The organism is Corticimicrobacter populi, assembly GCF_003123725.1.
GTDB lineage: Bacteria > Pseudomonadota > Gammaproteobacteria > Burkholderiales > Burkholderiaceae_B > Corticimicrobacter > Corticimicrobacter populi.
This window is the reverse complement of sequence record NZ_QETA01000004.1, coordinates 303,475-329,597: the sequence shown is the minus strand read 5'-3', so window position 1 is coordinate 329,597 and position 26,123 is coordinate 303,475. Positions and strand designations below refer to the sequence as shown.

Here is a 26,123-nt window from a genome sequence, read left to right as displayed (position 1 = left end):
GTAATCAGTTTATGTCCACAATGGTTTGCGCAAAATCATGCGAAAACGCATGGTGCCAAATATGCACCATGCGTCAATGCTTCCGCACGCATTAACAAGCGCCACGCTTAATCAGATCAGTAGACTGGGGCCTTTCAAGGGAACCATATAATGCACTTTTCTGACTGGCGGGTCGGTGCCCGTCTGGGCCTCGGCTTTGGCGTACTTGTCTTTCTTCTCGTCGCCATGGGCGGCATGGCGCTGGCCAACTTATCAGGCATGCATCACAACATGCAATACGTCGTTGAGGATCAGTACCCACTGACCGTCGACGCCAATACCTTGATCCAGCAACTGAACCAGCAGACGTCAGCCTATCAGGCCATCCTACTCTCCGACGACGGCGACAACAAGACGGCATTCCTCCAGGAAATCGAGGAGACCACCCAAAAAATCACAGCCTTGCTGGAGTCAGTCGGCAAAGTCATCACGGACCCCGTCTCGGTTCAGGCACAGCGCAATGCGCTGGCCATTCGCACAGACTACCGCGCATCGGGTGAGCGCATTCTCAGATATGCCTCGGAATACAGGACCGCCGAAGCAACCCGCGAATATCTCGACACCATGCGGCCATTGCAGAAACGCTATGAAGCCGAATTGCTCAAACTGATTGACCGTGAAGATGACCTGATGGTCGATGCCGGCGAGCAGGTCAAGGAGTCATATCAGGCGGCCGAATTGCTGATGGCATCCTTGAGCGTGGCCGGTGCCATACTGGGCATCATGATCGCCATTTTCATGACACGCAGTGTCACGCGACCGCTGGGACAGGCTGTCGCCTTTGCAAATCAGGTTGCCGCAGGCAATCTGACCGCCAATATCAGGCACGCCACCAAAGACGAAACGGGACAGTTGCTGCGTGCGCTCGACACGATGAACGAAAGCCTGCGCAATATTGTTGTGCGGGTACGCAGCGGGGCAGACAACATTGCCTCGGCTACCGCACAGATCGCCGCAGGCAACCAGGACCTGTCCAGCCGCACCGAAGAACAGGCCAGTTCGCTGGAAGAAACCGCCGCTTCCATGGAACAGATCACATCCACCGTCAAGAACAATGCCAGCAGTGCCGGCGAAGCCAACCGGCTCGTTGGTGGCGCAGCAAACCTGGCGCAACAAAGTGTCAATGTCATGGGCGAAGTCAGCAGTACCATGACTGAAATCAGCGATGCCTCACGCCGCATTGCCGAAATCATCAATGTGATCGACAGCATTGCCTTCCAGACCAATATCCTGGCACTCAATGCAGCTGTCGAGGCTGCGCGTGCCGGCGAACAGGGTAGAGGGTTTGCCGTTGTCGCCAGCGAGGTTCGCAATCTCGCGCAACGCAGCGCCACCTCGGCCAAGGAAATCAAGTCCCTGATCGATGACTCGGTCACAAAAGTCAGCCGTGGCAGTGCCCTGGTTACGCAGGCAGAAAACATTGTCCGAGACATGGGCAAGGGCACTGAACCCGTCATCGCCATCGTCAACGAAATCAGCCAGGCCAGCCACGAGCAGAGTGAAGGCATTGACCAGATCAATGTAGCCATTGCCCAGATCGATGCCACCACACAGCAGAACGCCGCGCTGGTAGAAGAAGCGGCGGCGGCGGCCCTGTCCCTGCGTGAACAGGCAGCAGCCCTGGTCGCCTCCATTGCCCATCTGAACACGGGTGACAACATACACCCGTCTGTCCCTCATGGCAGAAACATCGCTGGCAGGATACACAAGCACGCGCAAGCCACCACGCAAACAGCCAAGGCACACCCCACTGCACGACCCGCGTTGGTACACACCGCAACGCCTGCAAAAGATACCACTGAAAACGACGACTGGTCGACGTTCTGACGCATTGATTCTGCGCGTGGGGAAAGGCCTCGGGCAACCGGCATCTATCCCCTCCTATATAATCCTGGGTTTCGGGCCAGCTGGCCCGCGCCTTCGTGCGCCTTGATCGTCCCTTTTCTTTTGCGCCAGACAGAGTCCATGCAGGAACGCTACCACCCCACCGCTGTCGAAGCAGCCGCCCAGGCTGACTGGAATACCCGCGATGCCTATCGCGTCGTCGAACACGCCCAACAGGCCGACGGCTCCGAAAAGCCGAAATACTATGCCTGCTCCATGCTGCCCTACCCCAGCGGCAAGCTGCATATGGGCCACGTGCGCAACTACACCATCAACGACATGATGGCACGCCAGTTGCGCATGCGCGGCTACAACGTGCTGATGCCGATGGGCTGGGACGCCTTCGGCATGCCTGCCGAGAATGCTGCCATCAAGTCGCAGGTACCCCCGGCCAAGTGGACCTACGACAACATCGCCTACATGAAGAAGCAGATGCAGTCGATGGGTCTGGCCATCGACTGGTCGCGCGAGATGTGCGCCTGCGATCCCGAGTACTACCGCTGGAACCAGTGGCTGTTCCTCAAGATGCTCGAAAAGGGGATCGCCTACCGCAAGACCCAGGTCGTCAACTGGGATCCGGTCGACCAGACCGTACTCGCCAACGAACAGGTGGTCGATGGCCGTGGCTGGCGTTCCGGTGCCCCGGTCGAAAAGCGAGAAATCCCCGGCTACTACCTGCGCATCACGGACTACGCCGAAGAACTGCTCAACAACGTCCAGAACGGTCTCGAAGGCTGGCCCGAGCGGGTCCGCCTGATGCAGGAAAACTGGATCGGCAAGAGCCAGGGCGTGCGCTTCGCCTTTACTCACGATATTCGTGATACAGCCGGCCAGCTGATCCAGGACGGTCGCATGTATGTGTTCACCACGCGCCCCGACACCATCATGGGTGTCACCTTCTGCGCAGTGGCTCCCGAACACCCGCTGGCCACGCACGCTGCTGCCAACAACCCGGCGCTGGCCGCCTTCATCGAGCAATGCAAGCAGGGTGGCACCACCGAGGCCGAAATGGCCACGCGTGACAAGGAAGGCCTGCCCACGGGCCTGTTCGTCACCCATCCACTGACCGGCGATCAGGTCGAGGTCTGGGTCGGCAACTACGTCCTGATGAGCTATGGCGACGGTGCGGTCATGGGCGTACCGGCACACGACGAGCGCGACTTTGCCTTTGCCCTCAAATATGACCTGCCGATCCGGCAGGTCATCGCCCCTGCCGCCTCGCTGGCCAGGGAAGGCCAGTTGCCAGCCTACGATGCCACGCAATGGCACGACTGGTATGGCGACAAGCAACACGGCGGCTGCATTCACTCCGGCAAATACGACGGCCTGCCCTACGCCGAGGCACTCGACGCCGTGGCTGCGGACCTGTCCGCCAAGAACCTCGGCGACAAGCAGACCACCTGGCGCCTGCGCGACTGGGGCATTTCGCGCCAGCGCTACTGGGGCACGCCCATCCCGATCATCCACTGTGCCGACTGCGGCCCCGTGCCGGTTCCCGAGCAGGACCTGCCTGTCGTGCTGCCCGAGCACCTGATTCCCGACGGCAGTGGCAATCCGCTCAACAAGGATGAAGCCTTCCTGTCCTGCAGCTGCCCCAAGTGCGGCAAGCCTGCTCGTCGCGAAACCGACACCATGGACACCTTCGTGGACTCGTCCTGGTACTTCATGCGCTACACCTCGCCGGGCAACAGCCAGGCGATGGTTGATGCCCGCAACGACTACTGGATGCCGATGGACCAGTACATCGGCGGGATCGAGCATGCGGTCATGCACCTGCTGTACGCCCGCTTCTGGACCAAGGTCATGCGCGACCTGGGGCTGGTCAGTTTCGACGAGCCATTCACCCGGCTGCTGTGTCAGGGCATGGTGCTCAACCATTGCTACTCGCGCAAGAATGCCAAGGGCGGCATCGAATACTTCTGGCCCGAAGAGGTCGAGAATACCTATGATGCCAAGGGTGCCATCACCGGTGCCCGTCTCAAAGCCGACGGCAGCGCCGTGGATTACAACGGCATCACCACGATGTCCAAGTCCAAGAACAACGGTGTTGACCCACAGTCACTGATCGACACCTACGGAGCCGACACTGCACGCCTTTTCGTGATGTTCGCCAGCCCGCCTGAACAAACGCTGGAATGGTCCGACTCGGGCGTCGAGGGGGCCAACCGCTTCCTGCGCCGTCTGTGGTCGTTCTCCCAGACGCACCAGCAGCAGATCGCAGCAGGCCTGGCTCTGGGATCGACAGGCAGCATTGACTGGCCATCCGCCTCGGCAGCCGCCAAGGATCTGCGCCGCACGGTACATACCATTCTCCGGCAGGCTGACTACGACTACCAGCGCATGCAGTACAACACCGTGGTATCGGCCGGCATGAAGCTGCTCAACACGCTGGACGACGCCAAGCTTGATGACAGCCCCCTGTCGGCCGCAGCGCTGGCCGATAGCCTGTCGATTCTGCTGCGTATCCTGTATCCGGTCGTCCCTCACATGACCTGGCTGCTCTGGCGCGACCTGGGTTACGCCGAACGGCACGGCGATCTGCTCGATGCCGCCTGGCCCATTGTGGACGAAGCCGCACTGGTCAGCGACGAAACCGAACTCATGCTTCAGGTCAACGGCAAGCTGCGCGGCGCATTGCGCGTCCCCAGCAGTGCTACGCGCGAAGCCATCGAACAGGCAGCGGCACAACATCCGGAAGCCCTGCGTTTCCTGGAAGGCCGCCCGGCCAAACGTGTGATCGTCGTTCCCAACAAACTCGTCAACGTCGTAGGCTGAGCCATGAGCATCAAGCGGATCCTGCCCCTCCTTGCACTGCTGCTGTCACTGGCTGCCTGCGGCTTCACCATGCGGGGCACGACACCGCTGCCATTCGATACGCTGTATGTGGGTGTATCTGACAATACACTGTTCGGTGCCCAGTTGCGACGTGCCATACGTGCTGCATCGCCTGGCACGCGGCTGGTCACCGAGCCCGGCCAGGCCGACGCCCAGCTGCAGCAAGTACAGCGTACGCAAACCAGGCGAGAGGTATCACTGGATCCGAATGGTCGGGTAGAGGAATACGAACTGGGTGTGTACTACATCTTCCGCCTGACAGATAAGACTGGTCAGCCATTGATTCCTGACATCACGCTGTCTGCCTCCCAGGACATGCCCTACAGCAACGATCTCGTCCAGGCCAAGGAAGGCGAAATGACGCTGCTGTACCGCAGTCTTGAAGAAAGCCTCATCGGCCGCCTGATCAATCGCCTGACCGCCCCTGACGTCAAGGCTGCGGCACAGGTCGCCCGCGAAGCGCAGGATTAACGGGCACGGCCATATGGATGCCGATCGTTTCCTGGAACAACTTGCGGCTGCGCCCGCCAAGCTGCAGGCCCTGTATTGCATCGCCGGGGACGAAGCCCTGCTGGTCATCGAGGTGCAGGATGCGCTGCGCCAGGCGGCACGGCAGGCCGGCTACACCGACCGCACCGTCCTGACACTGGATGCGCGCAGCGACTGGAGCAGCGCGCTGGCCAGCACGCAGGCCGTCTCCCTATTCGGCGACCGCCAGTTGATCGAGCTGCGCCTGCCCTCGGGCAAGCCGGGCAAGCCCGGTGCCGATGCGCTGCAACAACTTGCTGCACAGCAGGCGCGCGACAGTGCCCAGGGAGCCCCCGAAGCCATCGTCATGCTCAGCCTGCCCCGACTGGACAGGACCACCCGCACCAGCAAATGGTTTTCCGCCCTGGAACAATCTGCCTGTCTGATTGAAATCGCCAGCGTGGACCGAGCCCGGTTGCCTGCCTGGATCGGCATGCGGCTGGCACGCCAGGGACAGAAGCTCGATCGGGACAGCCTGCAATGGATGGCCGACAAAGTCGAGGGCAATCTGCTGGCTGCGCACCAGGAAATACAGAAGCTCGGCCTGCTGTACCCGGAAGGCGATCTTGCCGCGGAAGACGTGCAGAATGCAGTCCTCAACGTGGCACGCTACAACGTGTTCAGCCTGCGCGATGCCATGTTGGCCGGCCAGACAGAGCGTACCCTGCGCCTTCTGGATGGCCTGCATGCCGAAGGCGAGGCACTGCCGCTTGTGCTGTGGGCAGTCGGTGACGAAATCCGGCAACTGGCCCGGCTATCGGCTGCCCGCCAGAGTGGCCAGGACATGGGCGCACTGATGCGCCGGCTGCGTTTTTTCGGCGATCACGAGCGTCTGGCCCGACAGGCCCTGGATCGTGTACCCGCGCGCATCTGGCCCGCTGCCGTGCGCCATGCCCACGATGTCGACCGCCTGATCAAGGGCTTGGCTGCCGAAGGCCGGATGGCAGATCCCTGGGAAGAGATGGCGCGGCTGGCGTTGCGCATTGCGCGACCGTCCTGACACATGTCCGACGCGGCACTGAGCCAGGTCAATCACCAAGCCCCTTCCTGCCCGGTATACTTCTTCTCGGTGCCTTTTTTGCCCTGATCCTTGCACCGACACCCAAAGCAGCCTCTATGTCGACTCTAGCAGATACTCTCTTTGCCATCGGAGCCCAGGCTCGCCTGGCATCCCGTGAAATGATGCGCGCCAGCGACCATACCAAGGCCACGGCACTGCGCGCCATGGCACACGCCCTGAATGCACAGCGCGATACGCTGCAGGCCGCCAACCGCCTCGACCTCGAGGCTGCCGAGCACAACGGGCTGGAGCCGGCCATGCTCGACCGCCTGAAACTGTCCGACCGAGCCCTCGACCTGATGGCTGCGGGCCTCGAACAGATTGCTGCCATGCCGGATCCGGTTGGCTGCCTGTCTGCCACCACTGTGCGTCCCAACGGCATGCAGATCGCACGGATGAGCGTCCCCCTGGGCGTCATCGGCATCATCTATGAATCACGCCCCAACGTCACCATCGATGCCGCCGCGCTCTGCCTGAAGTCAGGCAATGCCGCCATCCTGCGTGGTGGCAGCGAGGCCCTGCACTCCAATGTCGCCCTGGGCCGCATCATCCGGCAGGGACTGCAAGAGGCCGGTCTGCCCGAGCATGCCGTACAGGTCATCGACACGGCCGATCGTGCCGCCGTCGGCTTGCTGGCCACCATGACCGAACACGTCGATGTCATCGTGCCACGTGGCGGCAAGAGCCTGATCCGCCGCCTGAGCGAAGAAGCCCGCGTACCCCTGATCAAGCACCTCGATGGCAATTGCCATATCTTTGTCGATGCGGCGGCCGATCTCGAACGCGCACATACCGTCGTTTTCAACGCCAAGACCTACCGCTACGGCATTTGCGGTGCGCTCGAAACACTACTGGTCCACCAGGATGTCGCGCCAGACTTCCTGCCGCGCATGGGTGCGACCCTCACCGGGCACGGCGTCGAACTGCGCGGCTGCGAACGTACCCGCGCCTTGCTGCCGCAAGCCTTGCCCGCAACCGACGACGACTGGGCCACCGAATACCTGGGGCCGGTCCTGGCCATCCGCGTGGTCGAGGACATCAATGTCGCCATGGCGCACATTGCCCGCTGGAGTTCCGGACATACCGAATCCATCGTGACGGAAGACCTGGGCGCGGCAAAGCGCTTCCAGCGCGAGGTCGACTCCAGTTCGGTCTACGTCAACCTGCCGACCTGCTTTGCGGATGGCTACGAATACGGTCTGGGTGCCGAAATCGGTATTTCAACCAACCGTCTGCATGCCCGGGGGCCGGTCGGACTCGAAGGCCTGACCACCTACAAATGGGTCCTGACCGGCGACGGCCAGACGCGTGGCTGACCCAGCCCCAAAAGCCTGTAACGCCTGAAGGATACTATTGCCATGGCAATGCTCTGGATCAAGATACTGCACATTTTCTTCGTCATTGCCTGGTTTGCCGGGCTGTTCTATCTGCCACGCATTTTCGTCAATCTGGCCCAACAGAACGACCATCCCGACACCTACGCCTGTCTGTTGGGCATGGCCCGCAGGCTGTACAGTTTCACCAGCCTGCTGGCCATGCCCGCCGTCATGTTCGGCCTGGCGCTCTATGGTGCCTATGGCATCGGCCTGTATGGCCCCGGCAATGGCTGGATGCATGCCAAGCTGCTCTTCGTGACCCTGCTGATCGGCTACCATCTCTCCTGTGGTGCCATGCTGGCCCGCTTCGAACGCCATGAGAACAAGCGCAGCCATACTTTCTACCGCTGGTACAACGAAATCACCGTCCTGCTGCTGTTCGGCATCGTGACCATGGTCGTGCTCAAACCTTTCTGATATTCATGACAGACTCTTCCTCCGACAAGTCACGCAAGACCCTTTCCCTGAAACCACGGGAAGAAAGCAGCGACAAGCCCGGCAACGGCACGCGCATGCGTACCGGCGCACGTGCCCGGCATGCCAGTTTCGAACCTCGCCGTGCGGCCAATGCCGCCGCGACCGATACAGAGCCCGCAGCACCGCAACAAGCGCGCCGCGCCGCGCCCACCCCCAGCGAACGTCGCAACAACGACAGAAAACCTGAGGACCGCCCCGCCCGACAGGCACATGCTCGTCAGACAACGCAGAGCACGCGCAGCACCGACTCTCGCAGCGCAGATACTCGCCGTGCATCCGATACACGTCGCAGCCCGGATACACGTCCTGGAACCAGAACACGGCATGGAGCAGACACGGAAAACCGTACCGACCGGCCACGCCGGGAGTCTGCCAAACCAGGCCCCCGCGACCATGACCGGCGCAATGCGCCCTCCCGTCCACAAGCGGCCCGGCCAGAGCGCAGCGACCGCCCTGCGCGACAACCAGGGCGCGAGCCTCGTCAGCCTGCCCGCCACGCGGCCCCCGCCCAACGTCAGGCAGCCGTACCGGACAACAACGGCCTCTATGCCGTATTTGCCCCTTGCCCTCAGGGGCTGGAGCAGTCCCTGGCCGATGAACTGCTGGCCCTGGGCTATGCCGATGTCCGTGCCGACCGGGCGGGCTGCCGCTTCCGCACCGACTGGACCGGCATCATGCGGGCCAACCTGCACTCACGACTGGCCACCCGCATCCTGGTCCAGGTAGGACAGGCCCCTGTGCACCATGAAGACGATATCCTCGCACTGGCACGCTCGATTCCCTGGGAGCGCTGGTTCGGTCCGGAGCAGACCCTGCGCGTCGATACCTCAGCCATTCGCAGTCCCATGCAGAGCCTGCAGTATTGCAACCTGCGAGCCAAGGACGGCATCTGCGACCGGCTACGTGAGCGCGAGGGGGCCCGGCCGGACGTCGATACCGTGCGCCCGGATGCCCGGGTACACCTGTTCCTGACCGAAGACACCGGCACGCTCTACCTGGATACGTCCGGCGAATCCCTGTTCAAGCGCGGCTGGCGCTTCGACAAGGGCGAGGCTCCGCTGCGCGAAAACCTGGCTGCCGGCATGCTGGCGCTCTCCGGCTGGACACCCGGTCATGCGCTGCTGGACCCGTTCTGTGGCAGCGGTACCATCCTGATCGAAGCCGCGCACATTGCACTGGGCATTCCCCCCGGTATCTCGCGTCCCTTCGGCTTCATGCGCCTGCGCGACCATGACAAAAATGCCTGGCATGCACTCAAGGATGCCGCCCTGGCAACAGCCAGGACTCAGGCCGAGGCACCATTGATCGGCTTCGACATCAATGCCGATGCTATCGCCGCCGCCCGCCAGAATCTCTTGCGCAGCACTTTGCCCGGCGATGTCATCCGTTTCGAACAAGGCGATGCTCGCACCATCGATGCCCCTGCGACACAGGGCTGGATCATTGCCAATCCCCCTTATGGCGAACGCATGACCGCACAGGACGGTGCCGCCCTGTGGCCCGCCTGGGCCAGCAACCTCAAGCAGAAATTCGGAGGCTGGCAATTGCACGCCATTTCCAGCGACCTCGACCTGCCCAAACATCTGCGGCTCAAGCCGTTGCGGCGTACGCCGCTGCGCAACGGTGCGCTCGACTGCCGGTTGTTTGCCTTCGAACTGGTGCAGGAAAGCTACCGCGACAACAAAACACCGAAAGCTGTTGCAGACGATCAGGGTTAACCCGTATAATCGGAACCGTATTCAGGATGGTTGCCTTCATGCGCAGCCATCAGGATCGGATCCGGACAGCGGAAACGCTGCGATACGACCCTCGATTTCCCCTTGAGAGTCATCAGACTCTTTTTCAACCGCCTTCATGGCGGTTTTTTTTGCCGCAAATTTATTCCTGGTCAATGAAACACGCTGGCGAATACCCTATCCTGCATACGGCAAAACCGTCTTTTACGTCATAATGGCGTGATGACGCAGTCCACCTTTTCCCCCTCTCCCAGCATGATCAAGACTCCCGGTCGCTGGCCCCGTTTTGCCAGCATGATGTATGAAGGCATCCTGCTGTTCGGGCTGGTCTTTCTGGCGGATTTTATCTTCGACACCCTGACCCGCAGCGATCATGCACTATTGCTGCGGCACACTCGCCAGGCCTGGCTGTTTGTCGTCCTGGGGGCCTACTTCCTGCTGTGCTGGCGTCGTGGCGGCCAGACGTTGCCCATGTCCACCTGGCACATCAAGCTGGTCGATGAACATGGACTGCGCCCATCCCTGTCGCGCCTCGCACTGCGCTACCTGCTGCTCTGGCCGCTACCGCTTGCAGCAGGTGCGCTGGTCTGGCTCATCGGGCGCTGGACCGGCTGGTCGTCATCAGGCCTGCTGATCGTCTTCGCCCCATTCACGATCTTCATATGGACCTGGCTGGACCGCGATGGTCAGTTCCTGCATGACCGTCTGGCGGGCACTCGCCTGACCCTGCTGCCGCCACGCCAGCGCAAGCCGCACCCCATCGTCTAAGATTGACGTCGGTCATCGATCGGCGGTGCTGCGCCGGCCAGCAAGCCGAAAAAGGTTGCCGTTCCCGGCTGCATCAGTAATGATTGCATGTCTGAAAGAACACGCAGGCCATGAACGATCATTACACGACCCTATACGACACCTTCGGGTGGTGGATACCAGGCCGCTTCAGTCTGGCGCAGGCCTGTTGCTACCGCTGGGTCGAAAATGCAGCAGATGCGCAGCGCATCGCACTGTATGCAGTCGATCCAGAAGGAAGGCTGGACACCTGGTCCTATGATCGACTTGCTCGCACCGTTTCCCGCCTGGCCAATGGCCTGACCCGCATGGGTATCGTGCGCGGCGACCGTGTCGCCCTTGTCCTTGGGCAACGGCCCGAGTCGCTGGCCGCCCTGCTTGCTGTCAACAGCGTCGGGGCCATCGCCGTACCGCTCTCCTGCCAGCTCGGACCCGACGCGCTCGAGCAACGCCTGCGCCATGCCGAGGCCCGACTCGCCATCATCGACAGCGAAGGCGGTGAAAACCTCCTGCGCATTCAGCATCGCTGCCCAAGCCTGTCGCTGATCCTGGCCATCGACATGATCAACGAACATGTCATGTCCTGGCGCACCCTGCTGGCCCGCCAGGAAGAGCATTTCACACCCTTGCCCATGCTGCCGAGCGATCCGGCCCTGCTGTTGTATCCACAGGGTCCTGCCGCCGGGCGTCGGCCACGCGGTCTGCTTTATGCGCAGGTCAGCCTGATCGGCAGCCTGCCCGGTTTCGTCGCGGCCCACGACTGGTTTCCGCAGCCCGGTGATGTGCTCTGGACACAATCGGACTGGTCACTCGGCACCACGCTGCTCAATACACTCCTGCCAGTGCTCTATTTCGGCCGTTCGCTGGCGGCCACCGCAGGCCGCCTCACTGCCTGGCGACTGCAGGCATTGCTCGATCAACTTCCGCTGACCTGTCTATCCTTTCCTGCAGCAGCTTTCGAACACCTGCGCGAAACCTGGGCCGGCATGGAGATACGGCCTGCCCACCTGCGCAACCTTGTCGTCACCGGCAGAACACCGCCCAGCGGGCTCTCGGCCCACTGCCAGACACTATTCGGCATCCCTGCCAATTTCGTGTATCAACACCCAAGCGAAGCCGTCAGCCTGATCGGCGAAAGTGCCAGCCAATGGCCCAGCAGGCCCGGTAGCCTGGGTCGGGCCTACCCGGGCCACCGCATCAGACTGGCCCATCCGGATCCGGCAATGGCTGGCAACAGCAGCAACACCGGCACTCTGGAAATCAGCCGCACCGATCGGTACGGTCACCCAGACCCTGCCCTGGCCCTGGGCTACTGGCGAGATCCGACGCTGACCCTGCACCAACCCATCGCTCCCTGGCTGAGTTCGGAAGAATGGCTGCATATGGATGAAGCCGGCTATCTCTGGCCGGCTGCCGATAACACACCTTCCGTGCCCACCTGACACAGGACAAGGACATGCCCATCTACCGCCTGCACGACCAGACGCCATGCATCCATCCCAGTGCCTTCGTTTTCGAAAATGCCACTGTCATCGGGGATGTCGAACTTGGCGAAGACACCAGCATCTGGCCCAATGCCACCCTGCGAGGTGACAATGCTCCCATTATCGTCGGCCCGCAAAGCAACATCCAGGAATCGTGCGTGTTGCATGTCGATGTCGGTCACCCCCTGCATATCGGTGCAGGCGTCACGGTCGGCCACCAGGCCATGCTGCATGGCTGCCACATTGCCGACGGAGCCCTGATCGGCATGCAGGCCATCGTACTCAATGATGCTCGCATCGGCCGGAACTGCCTGATTGGTGCCGGTGCACTGATTCCCGAAGGCAAGGAAATTCCGGACAACTCATTGGTCATTGGCATCGCCAAGATCGTGCGCACACTCACCGACGCAGAAATCGCACAGATGCATGCCAATGCCCGGCACTATGTCGAGAAAGCGCGCGCCTACCGCGAAGCACTGGTGCGGATAGACTAAAATTCCGCCATGAGCGACGATCTACTGAAAACCTACCTGTTTGCCGACCGCACAGTGCGTGTCGTCGGTCTCAACCTCGAACATGCTTGGCAGGCAGCACACCAGCATCAACAATACCCCGAAGGTGTCGCCCGCCTGCTTGGGGAGTTGACTGCCGCCGGTGCCATGCTGGCGGCCAACCTCAAGTTTGATGGCTCCCTGCTGCTGCAGGCACAAGGAGACGGTCCGCTGTCGCTGATCGTCGTCGAGTGCCGCGCCGACAAAACCATTCGGGCCATGGCCAAGCTTCGTGAAAACCAGCCCCTGCCCGAGCATGGTGGCGTACAGGCCTGGCTCAACCCCGGTGGCCAAGGGCAACTGGCCGTGATCCTTGATCCTTCCCGCAAGCAGCCCGGCCAGCATGCCTGGCAGGGCCTGATTCCGCTGGAAGGCGACACCATCGCGGAAATCCTCGAACAGTATATGGCGGCCTCCGAACAGCTCGACACACGGGTATGGCTGGAAGCCAACGAACACCAGGCCAGCGGCCTGCTGTTGCAACGCCTGCCAGACCATGGTGGGGCTCTCGATCAGGCATCAGAAACAATCGAAGAAGCAACTGACACCTGGGATCGTGCCTGCCATCTGGCGAGCACGCTGCGCCCTGGAGAGCTGCTTCAGACCGATACCGATACCCTGATGCACCGCCTGTTCTGGGAAGAGTCACTGCTGGCATTCGAACCACAGCCGGTGCGCTGGCACTGCACCTGCTCACGCGACAAAGTACTCGGCATGCTGCGCATGCTCGGTACCGAAGAACTGCGCGACATGATTGCCGAACGTGACGGCGATATCGATGTACGTTGCGACTTCTGCGGCAAGCCCTACCACCTCGACAGCGTGGACTCCGCAGCCCTGGTACGCCAGCTCGAACAGCAGCCCGACACCTCGGAGCATGGCAGGCTGCACTGAACCGTCAGCCTATCGCCATCCTTTTTATCCAGCCTACACGCAATACAGGTCCGACATGCATGCAACATGCTTGCCGGACCTGTGCATGCCGTATCTGAAACAGGTACGGCAGGATGACCCTAGCGAGAAGACAGCAGCAAAGGCGCAGCCCTGTTGTGACCGTGTCCCTGCGCATGCTCTGAATCCGACTCCAGCGTAAAGGCCGACACCGTATCCGCCAGATAGTGCGCCTGCTCATTGAGCGTGATGGATGCTGCCGTCGACTCTTCCACCAGCGCGGCATTTTCCTGCACCGCCCGATCCATATCTGCCACGGCTTGGTTGATCTGGCCGATGCCCGTACTCTGCTCGGTCATGGCACCATTAATTTCACCGATGATATGCGTGACGTGCTGGATGTCCTGCACGATCTCGCCCATGATCACACCTGCCGTACGCACGCGCTCGGTACCTGCCTGGACACTGCTGCTCGATGCATCGATCAGCGTCTTGATTTCCCGGGCAGCCTGGGCAGAACGCTGTGCCAGCGCACGCACTTCACCGGCCACCACCGCAAAACCCTTGCCCTGCTCGCCGGCACGGGCAGCCTCGACCGCCGCATTGAGCGCCAGGATATTGGTCTGGAAGGCAATGCCGTCGATCACGCTGATGATTTCGCCGATCTTGGTCGAGGTCCGGGAAATCTCATCCATGGTTGTCACCGCACTTTCGACAGCCTCGCCACCACGACCGGCGGATGCACTGGCAGCCTTCGCCAGACGCGACGCCTGGTCGGACGATTCGGCCGATTGACGCGCATTCGCGGTCAGCTCCGCCAGGGCCGCAGACGTTTCCTCGAGACTGCTGGCCGACGATTCGGTCCGATGCGACAGATCGACGTTGCCAGCCTTGATCTCGTCGGTCGCCGTGCGCATCGACTCGACACCGTTGCGCACATCCTGCAGTACCGTCGCGATCTGCTGCACGAATTGATTGAAGGAAGACGAGATCTGTGCGACCTCATCCTGCCCCGACACAGGCAGCCGCTGGGTGAGGTCACCACCACCGGAACCGATCTTGTCCATCGCATCGCGCACCTGAGACAGGCGGCGGAAAGACTTGGTGGTCAAGGCAGCAGACACGGCAGCGGCCAGCAACACCAGCACCACGACCGCCAGAATCAGCGTACGCAGCAGGCTACCCAGCCCGGCCGTCGCCTCGGCCTCATCCATGGCCACCACCAGGAACCAATCCGTACCATTGACCGGCTTGGCTTGCAGCAGGTGGGCGCGACCGTCGAGCGTGGCAGCCAGAGGAGTCTGCGTCTTGGCCAGTTCGGTCAAGGCTGCCGGCGTCAGGCGATCAGACAGCTCGGTTGCCGGCTTGAGCACATATTGCGCATCCGGATGTGCCACGATCAAACCTTCGGTATTGACGACAAATCCGCTGCTGCTGGGTGTCGGGCGAATGGCCGACACCACCTCGCGCACACCGTCAAGAGATACGGCTCCGCTCAACACACCCTGCAGCGAACCATTGCGCAGCATTGGCATGGTGAATGCCACATAGATGATGCCGCTCACAGAATCCGGATAAGGCTTTGTGACAACCAGCTTGCCGGCCTGCGCAGCCGTTTTGTACCAGGGACGCGCGGTCGGATCATAATCTGCGGCCACATTGACCGTCGACTTGAAGCTCTTGTCCGTCCAGCCTACGGACGTGATCGGAAAGCCGCTGGCCTTGCTCATGTAGATAGACAACTCGCGCGGATCACCATATTCAATGGCAGCCGCAGTCGCCACCACGGCCTGGGATTTGGCAGAGACCCACTGATCGATGGCCATGGCATTGCCAGCCGTAATCGCATCGAGATCCTGCTCCAGCGTCTGCAGCGTACTGTTGCGTGCAATGCTGTAGGCGGCTATGCCGGTGATGACCAATGCCGCCACTACAGTGGCCGTACTGATGACAAGAATTCTGGAACGTAACGTCTTAATCATTGAAGCAACCGAATCAGAAACAGAACAGGAAATGCACGAAAAATTGCCACACAAGAATAGATTGGCAATAATTACGCAACACCTTGAAGTATTTTTGATTGGATTCTAAGCCGTTTAAGCCTGGATCACAGCATAGGCTTACATATGCTGACATGACCAAACATCAAAGTAACAAATATATGCCAATGCAGCGGCCACACAGCCTCACACAATGGCATTGCAGCCGATTCACGCCAGCCAGACCGAATCAACCAGCCTGATGCGCCCGTGCCATGCCCCGATCGACATTTACCCTGCCTAGTGCCCACAGCCCGAGCACAAAAAACACACCGGTCAACGCAATGGCCAAGCGGTGATTGCCGGCCGTCAGCCAGGTCACCACACCGTAAGTTACGGGTCCGATGATCGCCGCCAGGCGACCGGAAAATGTCCACAACGCAAAGCTTTCCGCCAATCGCTGTGCCGGTGCGAAAATGCCAGCCAGCGTCCGCCCGGCACTCTGGCTCGATCCCATACACAGCCCGGCCAGGGTAGCGGCAGCCCAGAACAGTGTCACGCTCTCGGCCATGGCCGCCATGGCCACCATCAGCAGCCAGCCTGTCAGCGTCAGCCCCAGGGCCAGGCGATGCCCCAGCCAGTCCTGCACATGTCCGAAAGCAAAGGCACCCAGCGCTGCCGCGATGTTGACCAGGAAGATCAGCAGCATGGTCTGCTGCAGACCAAAACCCATGACCTGCTCGGCGTAGACCGCTGCCAGCGTGATGACCACAGCAATGCCTGCCTGGTAGAACAGGCCACACAACAGCAGCCAACAGAAATCGGGCATGTCGGCCATGCGCTGCCAGGCCTGACGCAGGCCTGTGCGGGCTTTCCGGCCCAGGCTTCCTGAAACCGGGGCACGGGCACGCTCGCGCAACAGCAACAAGGCCGGCAAGGCTGCCACGGCAAATACGGCCGCTGTCAGCAACATGACGGACGGAACATAGTGAGAAGCATCCTGGCCTGCCGCCTGCCCTTGCAGCACGACGTACAGCCCCAGCCCCAGTGTCAGCATGCCGCCGACATAGCCTACTCCCCACCCCCAGCCGGATACCCGTCCCATGGCATGAGGCTGGGCCAGTTCAGGCAGGAACGCAGCAATCATGCTTTCGCCGATGCTATAGCAGACGTTGGACACGACGATTGCCACGATCGCCAGGCCCATATCCCCCGGCCCGACCCCCACAAGTGAAGCCGTGGCCAGGACACAGCCGACCGTACTCCAGACCAGAATCCTTTTCTTGCCGGTATGCGCATCGGCCCAGGCACCCAGACCGGGCATGACGATCATGACGATCAGGTAGGACAGAGACAGGGTCAATGTCCACAACAGTGTGGCCCAATCGGCATTGCCGGCCACCACACTCACGAAATAGGCATTGAATACCGCCGTCAGGACGACGGTGGTATAGCCCGAGTTGGCAAAATCATAGAAGGCCCAGGCCACCGCTTCGGAACGGCGGACACCCGGATTGAGATAACGAGGGGCCCGGGCCATACCTGTCTCAGGCGTTCAGTGCTGCAATGCCGGAAGAGGCAATCTCGGCATCTTCGTTGGACTTGACGCCCGAGACACCGACGGCACCCACCACCTGGCCCGACACAACGATGGGTACCCCGCCTTCCAGCATGCCCTGGACCAAGGGCGCCGACAGGAATGCCGTCCGCCCACCGTTAATCATGTCCTCGAACCCCTTGGTCTCGCGTCGACCCACGGCGGCTGCATGTGCCTTGGCCGGAGCAATATGCGAGGACAGAGGTGCAGCCCCATCAAGGCGCACCAATCCGAGCAGATGCCCGCCATCATCGGCAACCGCGATGGTCACGGCCCAGCCATGGGCCTGGGCATGGGCCCGGGCAGCCGACAGGATGGCCTGGACATCATCATGAGTCAGGACAGATTTTTGTTGCATGGTCTTTCTCCCTTGGTGTGATTTGCGATAGGTCAAAGCAGGATGATATCCCGCCCTGAGATTCGATTGTTACTTCGCTGTATCTTTTGATAGAATCGCAGGGTACGCGCCATTCCGATCCTACCCATGCAGATACCGACACCCGCCCTGACCGTCCAGTCCGGTGCCGGCCGGCCTCGTTCCGGCATGGCGCTTTGCCTGTTTGCCTCCTGCGCCATCCTGGCGGGCTGCGCATCCACCCAGGGGCCTGTAGCCGAAAGTCCGATACGTCGCCACACAGCCTCAACCGGCTTCGATGGCACAGATCCGATCCGCGACCTGCTGCTGAGCCGTGACATACAGGTCACGCGTTCCACCCATCCCGTATCCGATGCTGACGCCAGCACCGATCCCGACGCCAACCCACTGGCCAGCGCAGCGCTTGGCTACCTGGGCATACGCTACCGCTGGGGGGGGCGCTCTCCTGAGGAAGGCTTCGACTGCAGTGGCCTGATTACCTATGCCGCAGAGCAGTCACTCGGCCTCAAGCTGCCACGCAGCTCATATGAGCTGGCCAGCGAAGGCGAATCCGTCTCCAAGCGTGATCTACAGGTTGGGGATCTGGTGTTCTTCAACACGCTGGGCCGACGCTTTTCGCACGTCGGCATTTACCTGGGCAACAATGAATTCGTCCATTCGCCCCGCGCCGGCAGCGTGGTGCGCATCGAAAGCATGGACATTTCCTACTGGCGCAAGCGCTATAACGGCGCACGCAGGCTCACAGCCAGCGCCAGTTAAGCCTGTGATCCCTGACGGGATCAGAAACAGCTTTGTTTGCTCTGCTTGCGGTACGCGCACGACTCGTTGCCGCACAGTCCGCATTGCGTCAGCGCCTGCTGCATGCTGCACACCGACCGGCGGCACGCCACGACCCGAATACCGGATCGCTGCGCAGCATGGCGGAATGTCTTCATCACGTTGTGCCCCAGGAAATCCGTCAGCAGGATGACGAGTTCCGTACCCGAAGGCAGTTGCAGGGTTTTTTTCTGGTGAGACGGATCACGACCACTGATATGGTGGGTGATTGCAATGTTGTGCCCCTTGAGCAGATCAGGGATATTGCCAAGCCGATCGGCCCCAACGACAACTGCACTGACGGTCTGCGCCATGTTCCACCTTGCGTATTAAATTAGATAAATACAATGATAATAATTCTTGTTAAAGAATCAATAGCTAAGGCGAACTAAGTTGATTGATTTTTTGGATTGAAAATTGATTTCTATTGAAAAAATAGATCAGACAGCATTACCCGCGTCCATATCGGGAGGCAGGTAATGCAACCCACCTCCCCGGTCTGGATCAGGACTCGTCCGGCTGCGCACCCTGGATGGCATCCAGCACAGCCTCGCGGGTCAGGCCTGCCGACAGCAACTGCAGGAACGTATAGACATAATCGCGCAGAAAGACACCCGATTTGATGCCGATACGAGTCGTATGCGTACCGAACAACCGGCCAACCGGCAGGCCGATCAGCCCGTGATCGCGCCGTGGATCAAATGCCACGCCCGCGATGATGCCAATGCCCAGCCCCACATCGACATAGGTCTTGATGACATCGGCATCGATGGCCTCGAGTACGATATCCGGACGCACATCGGCGCGTGCAAAGGCTTCATCGATCGAGCGGCGACCCGAAAACGCCCTGTCGTAAGTCACGATCGGATATTGCGCCAGTTGCTCCAGCGTCAATTGGCGTGCTTCGCTCGATGTCAGTTCTGCCAACGGATGGTCCGGGCGCACCACAACCGAATGTTCCCAGGTATAGCAAGGCAACGTCACCAGGCCAGGGGTCGCCGCCAGCGACTCGGTCGCCACTGCGATATCGGCCTGTTCGTGCAGCACCATTTCGGCCAGTTGTGTCGGACTCCCCTCCGCCAGCGACAGATGAACCTTGGGAAACTGGCGCCGGAAGGCCGGGATGACCTTGGGCAGAAGATAGCGTGCCTGGGTGTGCGTGCAGGCGATGACCAGACCACCCTCATCACGCCGGGCAAATTCGTCGCTGACTTTCTTGAGATTATCGATTTCGCGCATGATCCGATCGATCACCTGTGCGACCGCCATGCCCGGCTTGGTCAGCCCCTTGATGCGCTTGCCATGGCGCTCGAAGATCTTGATGCCAAGTTCGTCTTCGAACTCGATGATAGCCTTGGATACCCCCGGCTGCGAGGTATACAGCGCCCGAGCTGCCTCGGTCAGGTTGAAATCACGGCGGATCGTTTCGCGGACGAAACGGAACTGTTGCAGATTCATAGTTGGCCCCAAAACAATCGAACCAATTATAAGTAATAATGAATTTGCGATATATATATTAAAGAAATAAGAAAATATCGCATGAACATGCTGCCTCCAAGCAGCATGTCATCACCGTCATCTGAATCCTGTCTGCACGCAATGCCCCGGTCACGCAACGCCCGAAGTGCCTTGCCCCTTGGTCGGCCTACCCCCGCTGTTGCGACTGCCGCCACTATCCTTGGGGCCGGCCAGCCGCAGCCGTCTATACAGCAACCAGGCCGTGAGCGCCCCCATGAGGGCATGCACCAGCCATACGCCTACACCAAAATCCAGCTTGCCGCTGCCGATCCAGCCACGCGACAAATTGATCAGATTCATATACAGCAGCCCGATCAGGCCTGCCAGCAACAGGTCCCCTGAGCGTCCCAGGCGTGGATTGACCACGCCCAGCGGTACGGCCAGCAACGCCAGATTGAGTGCCGCCAGCGGCAGCGCCAGACGCCACATGATCTGTCCTTGCGCCCGGTCATCATTGTCTTCCAGCAACTGTAGGGTAGGACGTGCCTTGATGACCTGTTCCGCAGCAGCTCGGGCCTGCTGCAATGGATCCTCGGAAGAACGGCTTTCCAGCCGTACGCCATAGCGCTCGAAATCCGCGACACGCATTTCAGCCTCACCCGGCTTGAGGTCATAGCGATGCCCTGAACTGAGTACCAGAAAGCGGTCGCCGTTTTCCTGCGTCTCGATACGAGCACTGCCCGCCATCACCAGACTGTGCCATTCCGGCTCATTGATCCGGATGAACACGCCACCTAACTCCTGATCAGGCGAGGTCGGCTCTTCGGCAAAGAACACGCGCTGTCCGCCTTCCGACTCGGCAAACTGTCCGGCCACGACCTTGGACAGGTCGGAACGCTGCTCGAAACGCTCGCGATACTCGGCAATCTGCCGATACGCCCAAGGCGATGCCCCCAGCGTAAGCAATGCAATCAGCACCGCCACCGGAATCGCGCAACGCAGCACCGGCCGCAACCAGTCCGCCAGCGATAGCCCGCTGGCAAACCAGACCACCATTTCGGACTCACGATAGGAACGGGAAACCGTGGTCAACACCGCAATGAAGAGAGAAACCGCCATAATGACCGGCAAGGCCGTAATGGTCGAGAAGGCGGCAAGCCCCAGCACCACGTCGGCACCGATCTGCCCGCCCGCCGCATCGCCCAGCAACCGCACCAGCAATACGCTCAGCCAGACAATCAGCAGAGTGGACATCACGACGCTGGCATGGCTGACGATTTCACTGACAACAGAACGCTTGAACAAAGACACGATGTAGAGGCACGATAGGTAGCAACGGGTGAATTATGCCGCATCCCGCCGCTACAAGTCCGTTCGGATATGCGCCATAATGCAAGATTGGAGACCGCGCCACCTGCGCCAGGAATGCAAGACATGGAATTCAGCACACAGACCACCCTTTCCCCTCACCAGATCAAGACCGCCGCACTCGGTCTGGGGGTCTATGCCGATGGCACGCTCAGCACGACCGGGCAGGCGCTCGACCGCGCTGCAGGCGGGCTGATCTCGGCTACCATCAAGACCGATTTCGACGGTGTGACAGGTGCCACACTGGTGCTGCGCCACCTGCCCGGCATCAAGGCAGAGCGCGTGATTCTGGTCGGCCTGGGCAAGGCAGATCAATACACCCCCGAAGTACACGCCCGTGCCGAACTGGCCTTTGCCCAGGCCTGCGTGCAGGCCCGAGTCGAAGAGGCCGTGTCCGAATTGGCCGCCCTGCCCTGCGAAAACAGCACCCTGCATCAGCGTGCCCAGCGCGCCGCCACCCGCTACGGGCAAGCACTCTACCGCTATACCGCCACCTTCGGCAAGCCGGATGCTGACGCCGCACCGCGCCTGAAAAAGATCACGCTGCTGGTGGGCCGCAGCCATACTGCCGAGGCCCAGAAAGGCCTCAAGGAAGGCCGCGCCATCGCCAACGGCATGGATCTGACCCGCACGCTGGGCAACCTGCCCGGGAACATCTGCACCCCACGCTACCTGGCCGACACGGCCCGCAAACTGGCCAAAGAATTCAAATCGATCAAGGTCGAAGTACTCGACCAGAAAGAAATCCAGGCGCTCGGCATGGGCTCGTTCCTGTCGGTTGCCAAGGGTTCGGACGAGCCGCCACGCTTCATCATCCTGCGTCATCAGGGCAAGAAGACTGGCAAGGGCAGCGACAAGGCTCCTCATGTACTGGTCGGCAAGGGCATCACCTTCGATTCGGGCGGCATCTCGATCAAGCCTGCCGCCACCATGGATGAAATGAAATACGACATGTGTGGTGCCGCCAGCGTGCTGGGCACGTTCCGCGCCCTCGGCGAACTGGACCTGCCGCTTAACGTGGTCGGGCTGATTGCCTCCTGCGAAAACCTCCCCAGCGGTCGTGCCAACAAGCCGGGCGATGTCGTGACCAGCATGTCGGGCCAGACCATCGAAATCCTCAACACCGATGCCGAAGGCCGTCTGGTTCTGTGCGACGCACTGACCTACGCCGAACGCCTCAAGCCGGCCTCGGTGGTGGATATCGCCACCCTCACGGGTGCCTGCGTCGTCGCACTGGGCCACGTCAACAGTGGCCTGTTCTCGACAGACCAGGCACTGGCCGACAGCCTGCAGGCGGCCGGGCGCACATCGCTCGACACTGTATGGCAGTTACCCATTCAGGGTGCCTACCAGGAACAGCTCAAGTCGCGCTTTGCCGATATTGCCAACATCGGTGGCCCAGCCGCCGGTTCGGTCACGGCAGCCTGCTTCCTGTCACGATTCACCAAGGCCTATCGCTGGGCTCACCTGGATATCGCCGGCACGGCCTGGCAAAGCGGCAAGGACAAGGGTGCCACAGGCCGCCCCGTCCCGCTGCTGACCCAGTATCTGCTGGACCAGGTACGGTAAGCAACCCATGGCGAAAATCGACTTCGCCTTCGGTGCCCCCGACCGTTTGCGCACAGCCTGCGCCATGGTGCGGTCCCGCTTCCAGGCGGGCCACACCCTGACGGTCTGGTGCAGCGATGCCCTGCGACTCGATAATTTCGATCGCATGCTGTGGGCGTTCGACGATATCTCGTTCATCCCGCATGTCTATGCCGACGACCCGCTGGTCGCCGACACGCCGATCATTCTCACGCGCCAGACAGACACCTGGCCCGATACGCTCTGGTTGGTCAATCTGGACATGGACTGCCCGCCCGAACCTGGACGCTACGAGCGAGTGCTCGAGATCGTGTCACAGGAAGAGGATGAAGTACTGGCGGCACGTGAGCGCTGGAAATGGTACAAGCAGGCCGGACACGAACTGGTTGCACACAACCTGGGCCAGAAGCGCTGAACACCGCCTGCATAACGGCTAGGCTGTCCGCATTCAGCACACTCACAGCGTGAGCCACGCGAAACACATATCCGCAGGCCCCCTGTCGAACCTGTTACAATTTGCCGACAAAAAACTGTTCTTTCAGGAAACTGTCAGTTATGCTAGCGGTCAAAACGGGATCGCTGTATCCTGCGCCCTGTATTGATAAGGAGCTTTAGCAATGAACGATTATCGACCCTCCACCATGAACCAACCCTACGCCGGTTCCGCTGGCGAGGTCGTGCGCAACCGCGTGCTGCGCAATACGTACTGGCTACTGGCCCTGTCCCTGATCCCCACTGTACTGGGTGCCATGGTCGGCCTGAGCACCGGCATCAACCGCGTCATGGGCGGCAGCCCCGGCCTGACCGCCATCCTGTTCCTGGCGGGTGCCTTCGGCCTGATGTATGCCATCGAGCGCAACAAGAACAGCTCGCTGGGCGTCGTCCTGCTGCTGGCCTTCACGTTCTTCATGGGTGTGATGCTGTCCCGCCTGCTGGGCTTCGTGCTGGGCATGAGCAACGGCGCACAGTTGATCATGACCGCTTTCGGCGGTACTGCCGTCGTGTTCGGTGCCATGGCGACCCTGGCCTCGACCATCAAGCGTGACCTGTCCGGCATGCAGAAGTTCCTGTTCATGGGTGCCATCGTCATCCTGGTCGCAGCCCTGGCCAACATCTTCCTGCAGATGCCTGCCCTGATGCTGACCATTTCGGTTCTGGCCGTGGTGATCTTCTCCGCCTTCATGCTGGTCGATATCCAGCGCGTGATCAACGGCGGCGAAACCAACTATGTCTCGGCCACGCTGGCGATCTACCTGGATGTGTACAACGTGTTCTCCAACCTGCTGATGCTGCTGGGCATCTTCGGCGGCGACCGCGAATAAACCGGCTTTCACAGCCTGATCCAACCCCGTCCGGCTTCGGACGGGGTTTTTTATTGTCAGATCAATACTCACAACAGACCATCATGACCCTGGATTTCAAATGGAACCGGCTGGAATCACTCACAGCCCCTGCACTGTACGAAATCATCAAGGCCCGCGAATCCGTATTTGTGGTCGAGCAGCAATGTATCTACCAGGAAATGGATGAGATGGACCCTCACTCATGGCATCTGTCCGTTCTGCTCGCAGGGGAGTTGGCCGCTTATGCAAGAGTGGTCGACCCCGGCCTGAAATTTGAGGAACCCTCCATCGGGCGGGTCATGACACTGGGCAAGTTCAGAAAACTCAAGATCGGCCGTGCGCTGATGACTGAAGCCATTGCATTTACCGAAAAAAACTTCCCTGGAACAGGGATCCGCATCAGCGCCCAGGCATACCTGCAGAAATTCTATGAATCCCTGGGTTTTCAGGCGCTTGGTGACACATACGATGAGGACCACATTCCCCACATTGAAATGGTGAAAGCAGCCGCTTGAGCGATTGCGATCACCCCACAACGCGCATCGGTGCAGCGCCCCCATGCGTGGGCGCTGCCGGCAATCATGACACCCGTATCGAGCCTTGCACCAGGTCCGTGACCAGTTGCGCAGTCATGGCTGACAGCGTCCAGCCTAGGTGTCCATGCCCGGTGTTGTAGAACACGCCAGGCTGCCGTCCCGGTCGCACCTGCGGCATCATATTGGGCATCATCGGTCGCAATCCGGCCCACGGTACCACGCGGGCCGTATCGACCAGCGTGAACTGGCGGCGTGTCCAGTCAATCAGCGGCTGCACCCGATCAGCACGGATATCCTTGTTGTAGCCGTTGTACTCGGCCGTGCCGGCGACCCGCAACCGGTCCGCCCCCAGGCGACTGGTGACGATCTTGGCCTCCTCGTCGAGCAGGCTGACCCAGGGCGCGGCGGCCTGGCTGGCCTCGTCATCCATATTGACCGTGATGGAGTAACCCTTGACCGGGTAGATATTGACGCGATCCCCCAGCATGGCCGCCAGCCGACGGCTGCCGGTGCCTGCGCAGATCACAACAGCATCGGCCTGCAACGTCTGTACGTCTCCTGCGCCACCCGGCACCACCGAACTAGCGGCGATCCGGAATCCGGCCCCGTCACGGCCGATATCGCGTACGTCGATATCCTGCATGAACTGAACGCCCTGGCGCTCGCAGGCTGCCGCCAGACCACGTGTGTATTTGTGGATGTCGCCCGTGGCATCCGACGGCGTGAAAAAACCACCATAATAGGTACCTTGCAAGGCCGGTTCGATAGCGTGGATCTCGTCATTACCGACCGCGGTGCGCTCAAGACCGCCCTGCTTCAGCAGCTCGCTGACCTTCAATCCCGACTCGTAGCCGTGGCGCGAATGATAGACATGCAAGATGCCGCGCTTCTCAACATTGAAATCGATATCCTCGTCGGCAGCCCACTGGTACAGGTTGTCGCGCGCCGCGATGGCCAGCCGAACAGTCTCGACGGTATTGGCCTGATAATCCGGGATCGCCCTCAGAAACTCATAGATCCATGAGTACTTGTGCCAGCCCGGCGTCGGGTTGAACAACAGCGGCGCATTGCGCCGGGTCATCCATTTGAGCCCTTTGATAACGGTGGCCATGTTGTTCCAAACTTCCGCGTTGCAGGCGGACAGTTGCCCACCATTGGCAAACGAGGTTTCCATGGCGGGATAGCGGTGTCGCTCGAGGACAGTCACGTCATAACCCTGCTTGCGCAGGGCATATGCGGTGGTGACGCCGGTAATGCCGGCACCGATGACGGCGATGCGTGTCATGCGGAACTCCAATGCACGAGGGCATCCGCCACGTGGCGGATGCACCCCATCTGTCCCGTTGACCTGAGAGCTTCTTCGGCAGCACGCTGCGAGCTGCGCGAATCCCCTTCGGTGGACGCCGTATGCGCCTC

At 60.8% G+C, this 26,123-nt stretch carries 23 protein-coding genes; 16 read left to right on the top strand and 7 right to left on the bottom strand.

Annotated features, from left to right (window positions below; all coding sequences use genetic code 11):
* The first annotated feature begins 150 nt into the window (after positions 1–150).
* The 11 genes from DD235_RS11525 to hslO all read left to right on the top strand — a co-directional run bounded on the left by DD235_RS11525 (position 151) and on the right by hslO (position 13,650).
* Entirely contained in the window at positions 151–1,866 is a 1,716-nt protein-coding gene (locus DD235_RS11525; protein WP_109062219.1) for a methyl-accepting chemotaxis protein, read from the top strand.
* Positions 1,867–2,004: 138 nt separating this feature from the next.
* Positions 2,005–4,698 (top strand): leucine--tRNA ligase, encoded by a 2,694-nt coding sequence (leuS, locus tag DD235_RS11520; protein WP_109062218.1) that lies wholly within the window; start codon positions 2,005–2,007, stop codon positions 4,696–4,698.
* Positions 4,699–4,701: 3 nt separating this feature from the next.
* Positions 4,702–5,229: an LPS-assembly lipoprotein LptE gene (locus tag DD235_RS11515; RefSeq protein WP_109062217.1), complete on the top strand. Its 528-nt coding sequence runs from the start codon at positions 4,702–4,704 to the stop codon at positions 5,227–5,229.
* A gap of 13 nt (positions 5,230–5,242) precedes the next feature.
* The gene (holA, locus tag DD235_RS11510; RefSeq protein WP_109062216.1) at positions 5,243–6,286 is read left to right on the top strand and encodes a DNA polymerase III subunit delta; all 1,044 of its coding nucleotides are present in this window, start codon (positions 5,243–5,245) and stop codon (positions 6,284–6,286) included.
* A 116-nt stretch (positions 6,287–6,402) separates the two neighbouring features.
* A complete protein-coding gene (locus DD235_RS11505) occupies positions 6,403–7,662 on the top strand; it encodes a glutamate-5-semialdehyde dehydrogenase (RefSeq protein WP_109062215.1) in 1,260 nt (419 codons plus the stop codon).
* 48 nt (positions 7,663–7,710) lie between these two features.
* Entirely contained in the window at positions 7,711–8,139 is a 429-nt protein-coding gene (locus DD235_RS11500) for a CopD family protein (protein WP_109062297.1), read from the top strand.
* A 5-nt stretch (positions 8,140–8,144) separates the two neighbouring features.
* Positions 8,145–9,917: a THUMP domain-containing protein gene (locus DD235_RS11495; RefSeq protein WP_109062214.1), complete on the top strand. Its 1,773-nt coding sequence runs from the start codon at positions 8,145–8,147 to the stop codon at positions 9,915–9,917.
* A 240-nt stretch (positions 9,918–10,157) separates the two neighbouring features.
* A complete protein-coding gene (locus DD235_RS11490; RefSeq protein WP_109062213.1) occupies positions 10,158–10,703 on the top strand; it encodes an RDD family protein in 546 nt (181 codons plus the stop codon).
* Positions 10,704–10,813: 110 nt separating this feature from the next.
* On the top strand, positions 10,814–12,163 hold the full coding sequence (locus tag DD235_RS11485) for an AMP-binding protein (RefSeq protein ID WP_109062212.1): 1,350 nt from the start codon (positions 10,814–10,816) through the stop codon (positions 12,161–12,163).
* Positions 12,164–12,177: 14 nt separating this feature from the next.
* On the top strand, positions 12,178–12,699 hold the full coding sequence (locus tag DD235_RS11480; protein ID WP_109062211.1) for a gamma carbonic anhydrase family protein: 522 nt from the start codon (positions 12,178–12,180) through the stop codon (positions 12,697–12,699).
* Between the two features lie 9 nt (positions 12,700–12,708).
* A complete protein-coding gene (gene hslO, locus DD235_RS11475) occupies positions 12,709–13,650 on the top strand; it encodes an Hsp33 family molecular chaperone HslO (protein WP_109062210.1) in 942 nt (313 codons plus the stop codon).
* Between the two features lie 119 nt (positions 13,651–13,769).
* Here hslO and DD235_RS11470 read toward each other — a convergent pair whose 3' ends face one another.
* From DD235_RS11470 to DD235_RS11460, 3 genes are all read right to left on the bottom strand, one after another.
* Entirely contained in the window at positions 13,770–15,629 is a 1,860-nt protein-coding gene (locus DD235_RS11470) for a methyl-accepting chemotaxis protein (RefSeq protein ID WP_109062209.1), read from the bottom strand.
* A 247-nt stretch (positions 15,630–15,876) separates the two neighbouring features.
* Positions 15,877–17,166 (bottom strand): MFS transporter, encoded by a 1,290-nt coding sequence (locus DD235_RS11465; RefSeq protein WP_109062208.1) that lies wholly within the window; start codon positions 17,164–17,166, stop codon positions 15,877–15,879.
* Positions 17,167–17,173: 7 nt separating this feature from the next.
* On the bottom strand, positions 17,174–17,581 hold the full coding sequence (locus DD235_RS11460) for a heme-binding protein (RefSeq protein ID WP_109062207.1): 408 nt from the start codon (positions 17,579–17,581) through the stop codon (positions 17,174–17,176).
* 126 nt (positions 17,582–17,707) lie between these two features.
* Between DD235_RS11460 and DD235_RS11455 the strand changes: the two genes are divergently transcribed.
* Entirely contained in the window at positions 17,708–18,358 is a 651-nt protein-coding gene (locus DD235_RS11455; protein WP_338028416.1) for a C40 family peptidase, read from the top strand.
* 20 nt (positions 18,359–18,378) lie between these two features.
* On the opposite strand, the gene DD235_RS11450 is transcribed toward DD235_RS11455, so the two are convergent.
* The 3 genes from DD235_RS11450 to lptF all read right to left on the bottom strand — a co-directional run bounded on the left by DD235_RS11450 (position 18,379) and on the right by lptF (position 21,184).
* The gene (locus tag DD235_RS11450) at positions 18,379–18,729 is read right to left on the bottom strand and encodes a DUF2325 domain-containing protein (protein WP_109062206.1); all 351 of its coding nucleotides are present in this window, start codon (positions 18,727–18,729) and stop codon (positions 18,379–18,381) included.
* A gap of 190 nt (positions 18,730–18,919) precedes the next feature.
* Positions 18,920–19,873 (bottom strand): CysB family HTH-type transcriptional regulator, encoded by a 954-nt coding sequence (locus tag DD235_RS11445; RefSeq protein WP_109062205.1) that lies wholly within the window; start codon positions 19,871–19,873, stop codon positions 18,920–18,922.
* Between the two features lie 150 nt (positions 19,874–20,023).
* Complete coding sequence (lptF, locus tag DD235_RS11440) at positions 20,024–21,184, bottom strand: LPS export ABC transporter permease LptF (RefSeq protein ID WP_109062204.1); 1,161 nt, start codon at positions 21,182–21,184, stop codon at positions 20,024–20,026.
* A gap of 123 nt (positions 21,185–21,307) precedes the next feature.
* Here lptF and DD235_RS11435 point away from each other — a divergent pair, with 123 nt between their 5' ends.
* From DD235_RS11435 to DD235_RS11420, 4 genes are all read left to right on the top strand, one after another.
* A complete protein-coding gene (locus DD235_RS11435) occupies positions 21,308–22,810 on the top strand; it encodes a leucyl aminopeptidase (RefSeq protein ID WP_109062203.1) in 1,503 nt (500 codons plus the stop codon).
* 7 nt (positions 22,811–22,817) lie between these two features.
* Positions 22,818–23,243: a DNA polymerase III subunit chi gene (locus DD235_RS11430; protein WP_109062202.1), complete on the top strand. Its 426-nt coding sequence runs from the start codon at positions 22,818–22,820 to the stop codon at positions 23,241–23,243.
* Between the two features lie 202 nt (positions 23,244–23,445).
* A complete protein-coding gene (locus tag DD235_RS11425; RefSeq protein WP_109062201.1) occupies positions 23,446–24,150 on the top strand; it encodes a Bax inhibitor-1/YccA family protein in 705 nt (234 codons plus the stop codon).
* A gap of 83 nt (positions 24,151–24,233) precedes the next feature.
* On the top strand, positions 24,234–24,686 hold the full coding sequence (locus DD235_RS11420) for a GNAT family N-acetyltransferase (protein WP_109062200.1): 453 nt from the start codon (positions 24,234–24,236) through the stop codon (positions 24,684–24,686).
* A 64-nt stretch (positions 24,687–24,750) separates the two neighbouring features.
* Here the strand turns inward: DD235_RS11420 and DD235_RS11415 are convergent, their stop codons facing one another.
* A complete protein-coding gene (locus DD235_RS11415; protein WP_109062199.1) occupies positions 24,751–25,992 on the bottom strand; it encodes a D-amino acid dehydrogenase in 1,242 nt (413 codons plus the stop codon).
* Positions 25,993–26,123 lie beyond the last annotated feature (131 nt).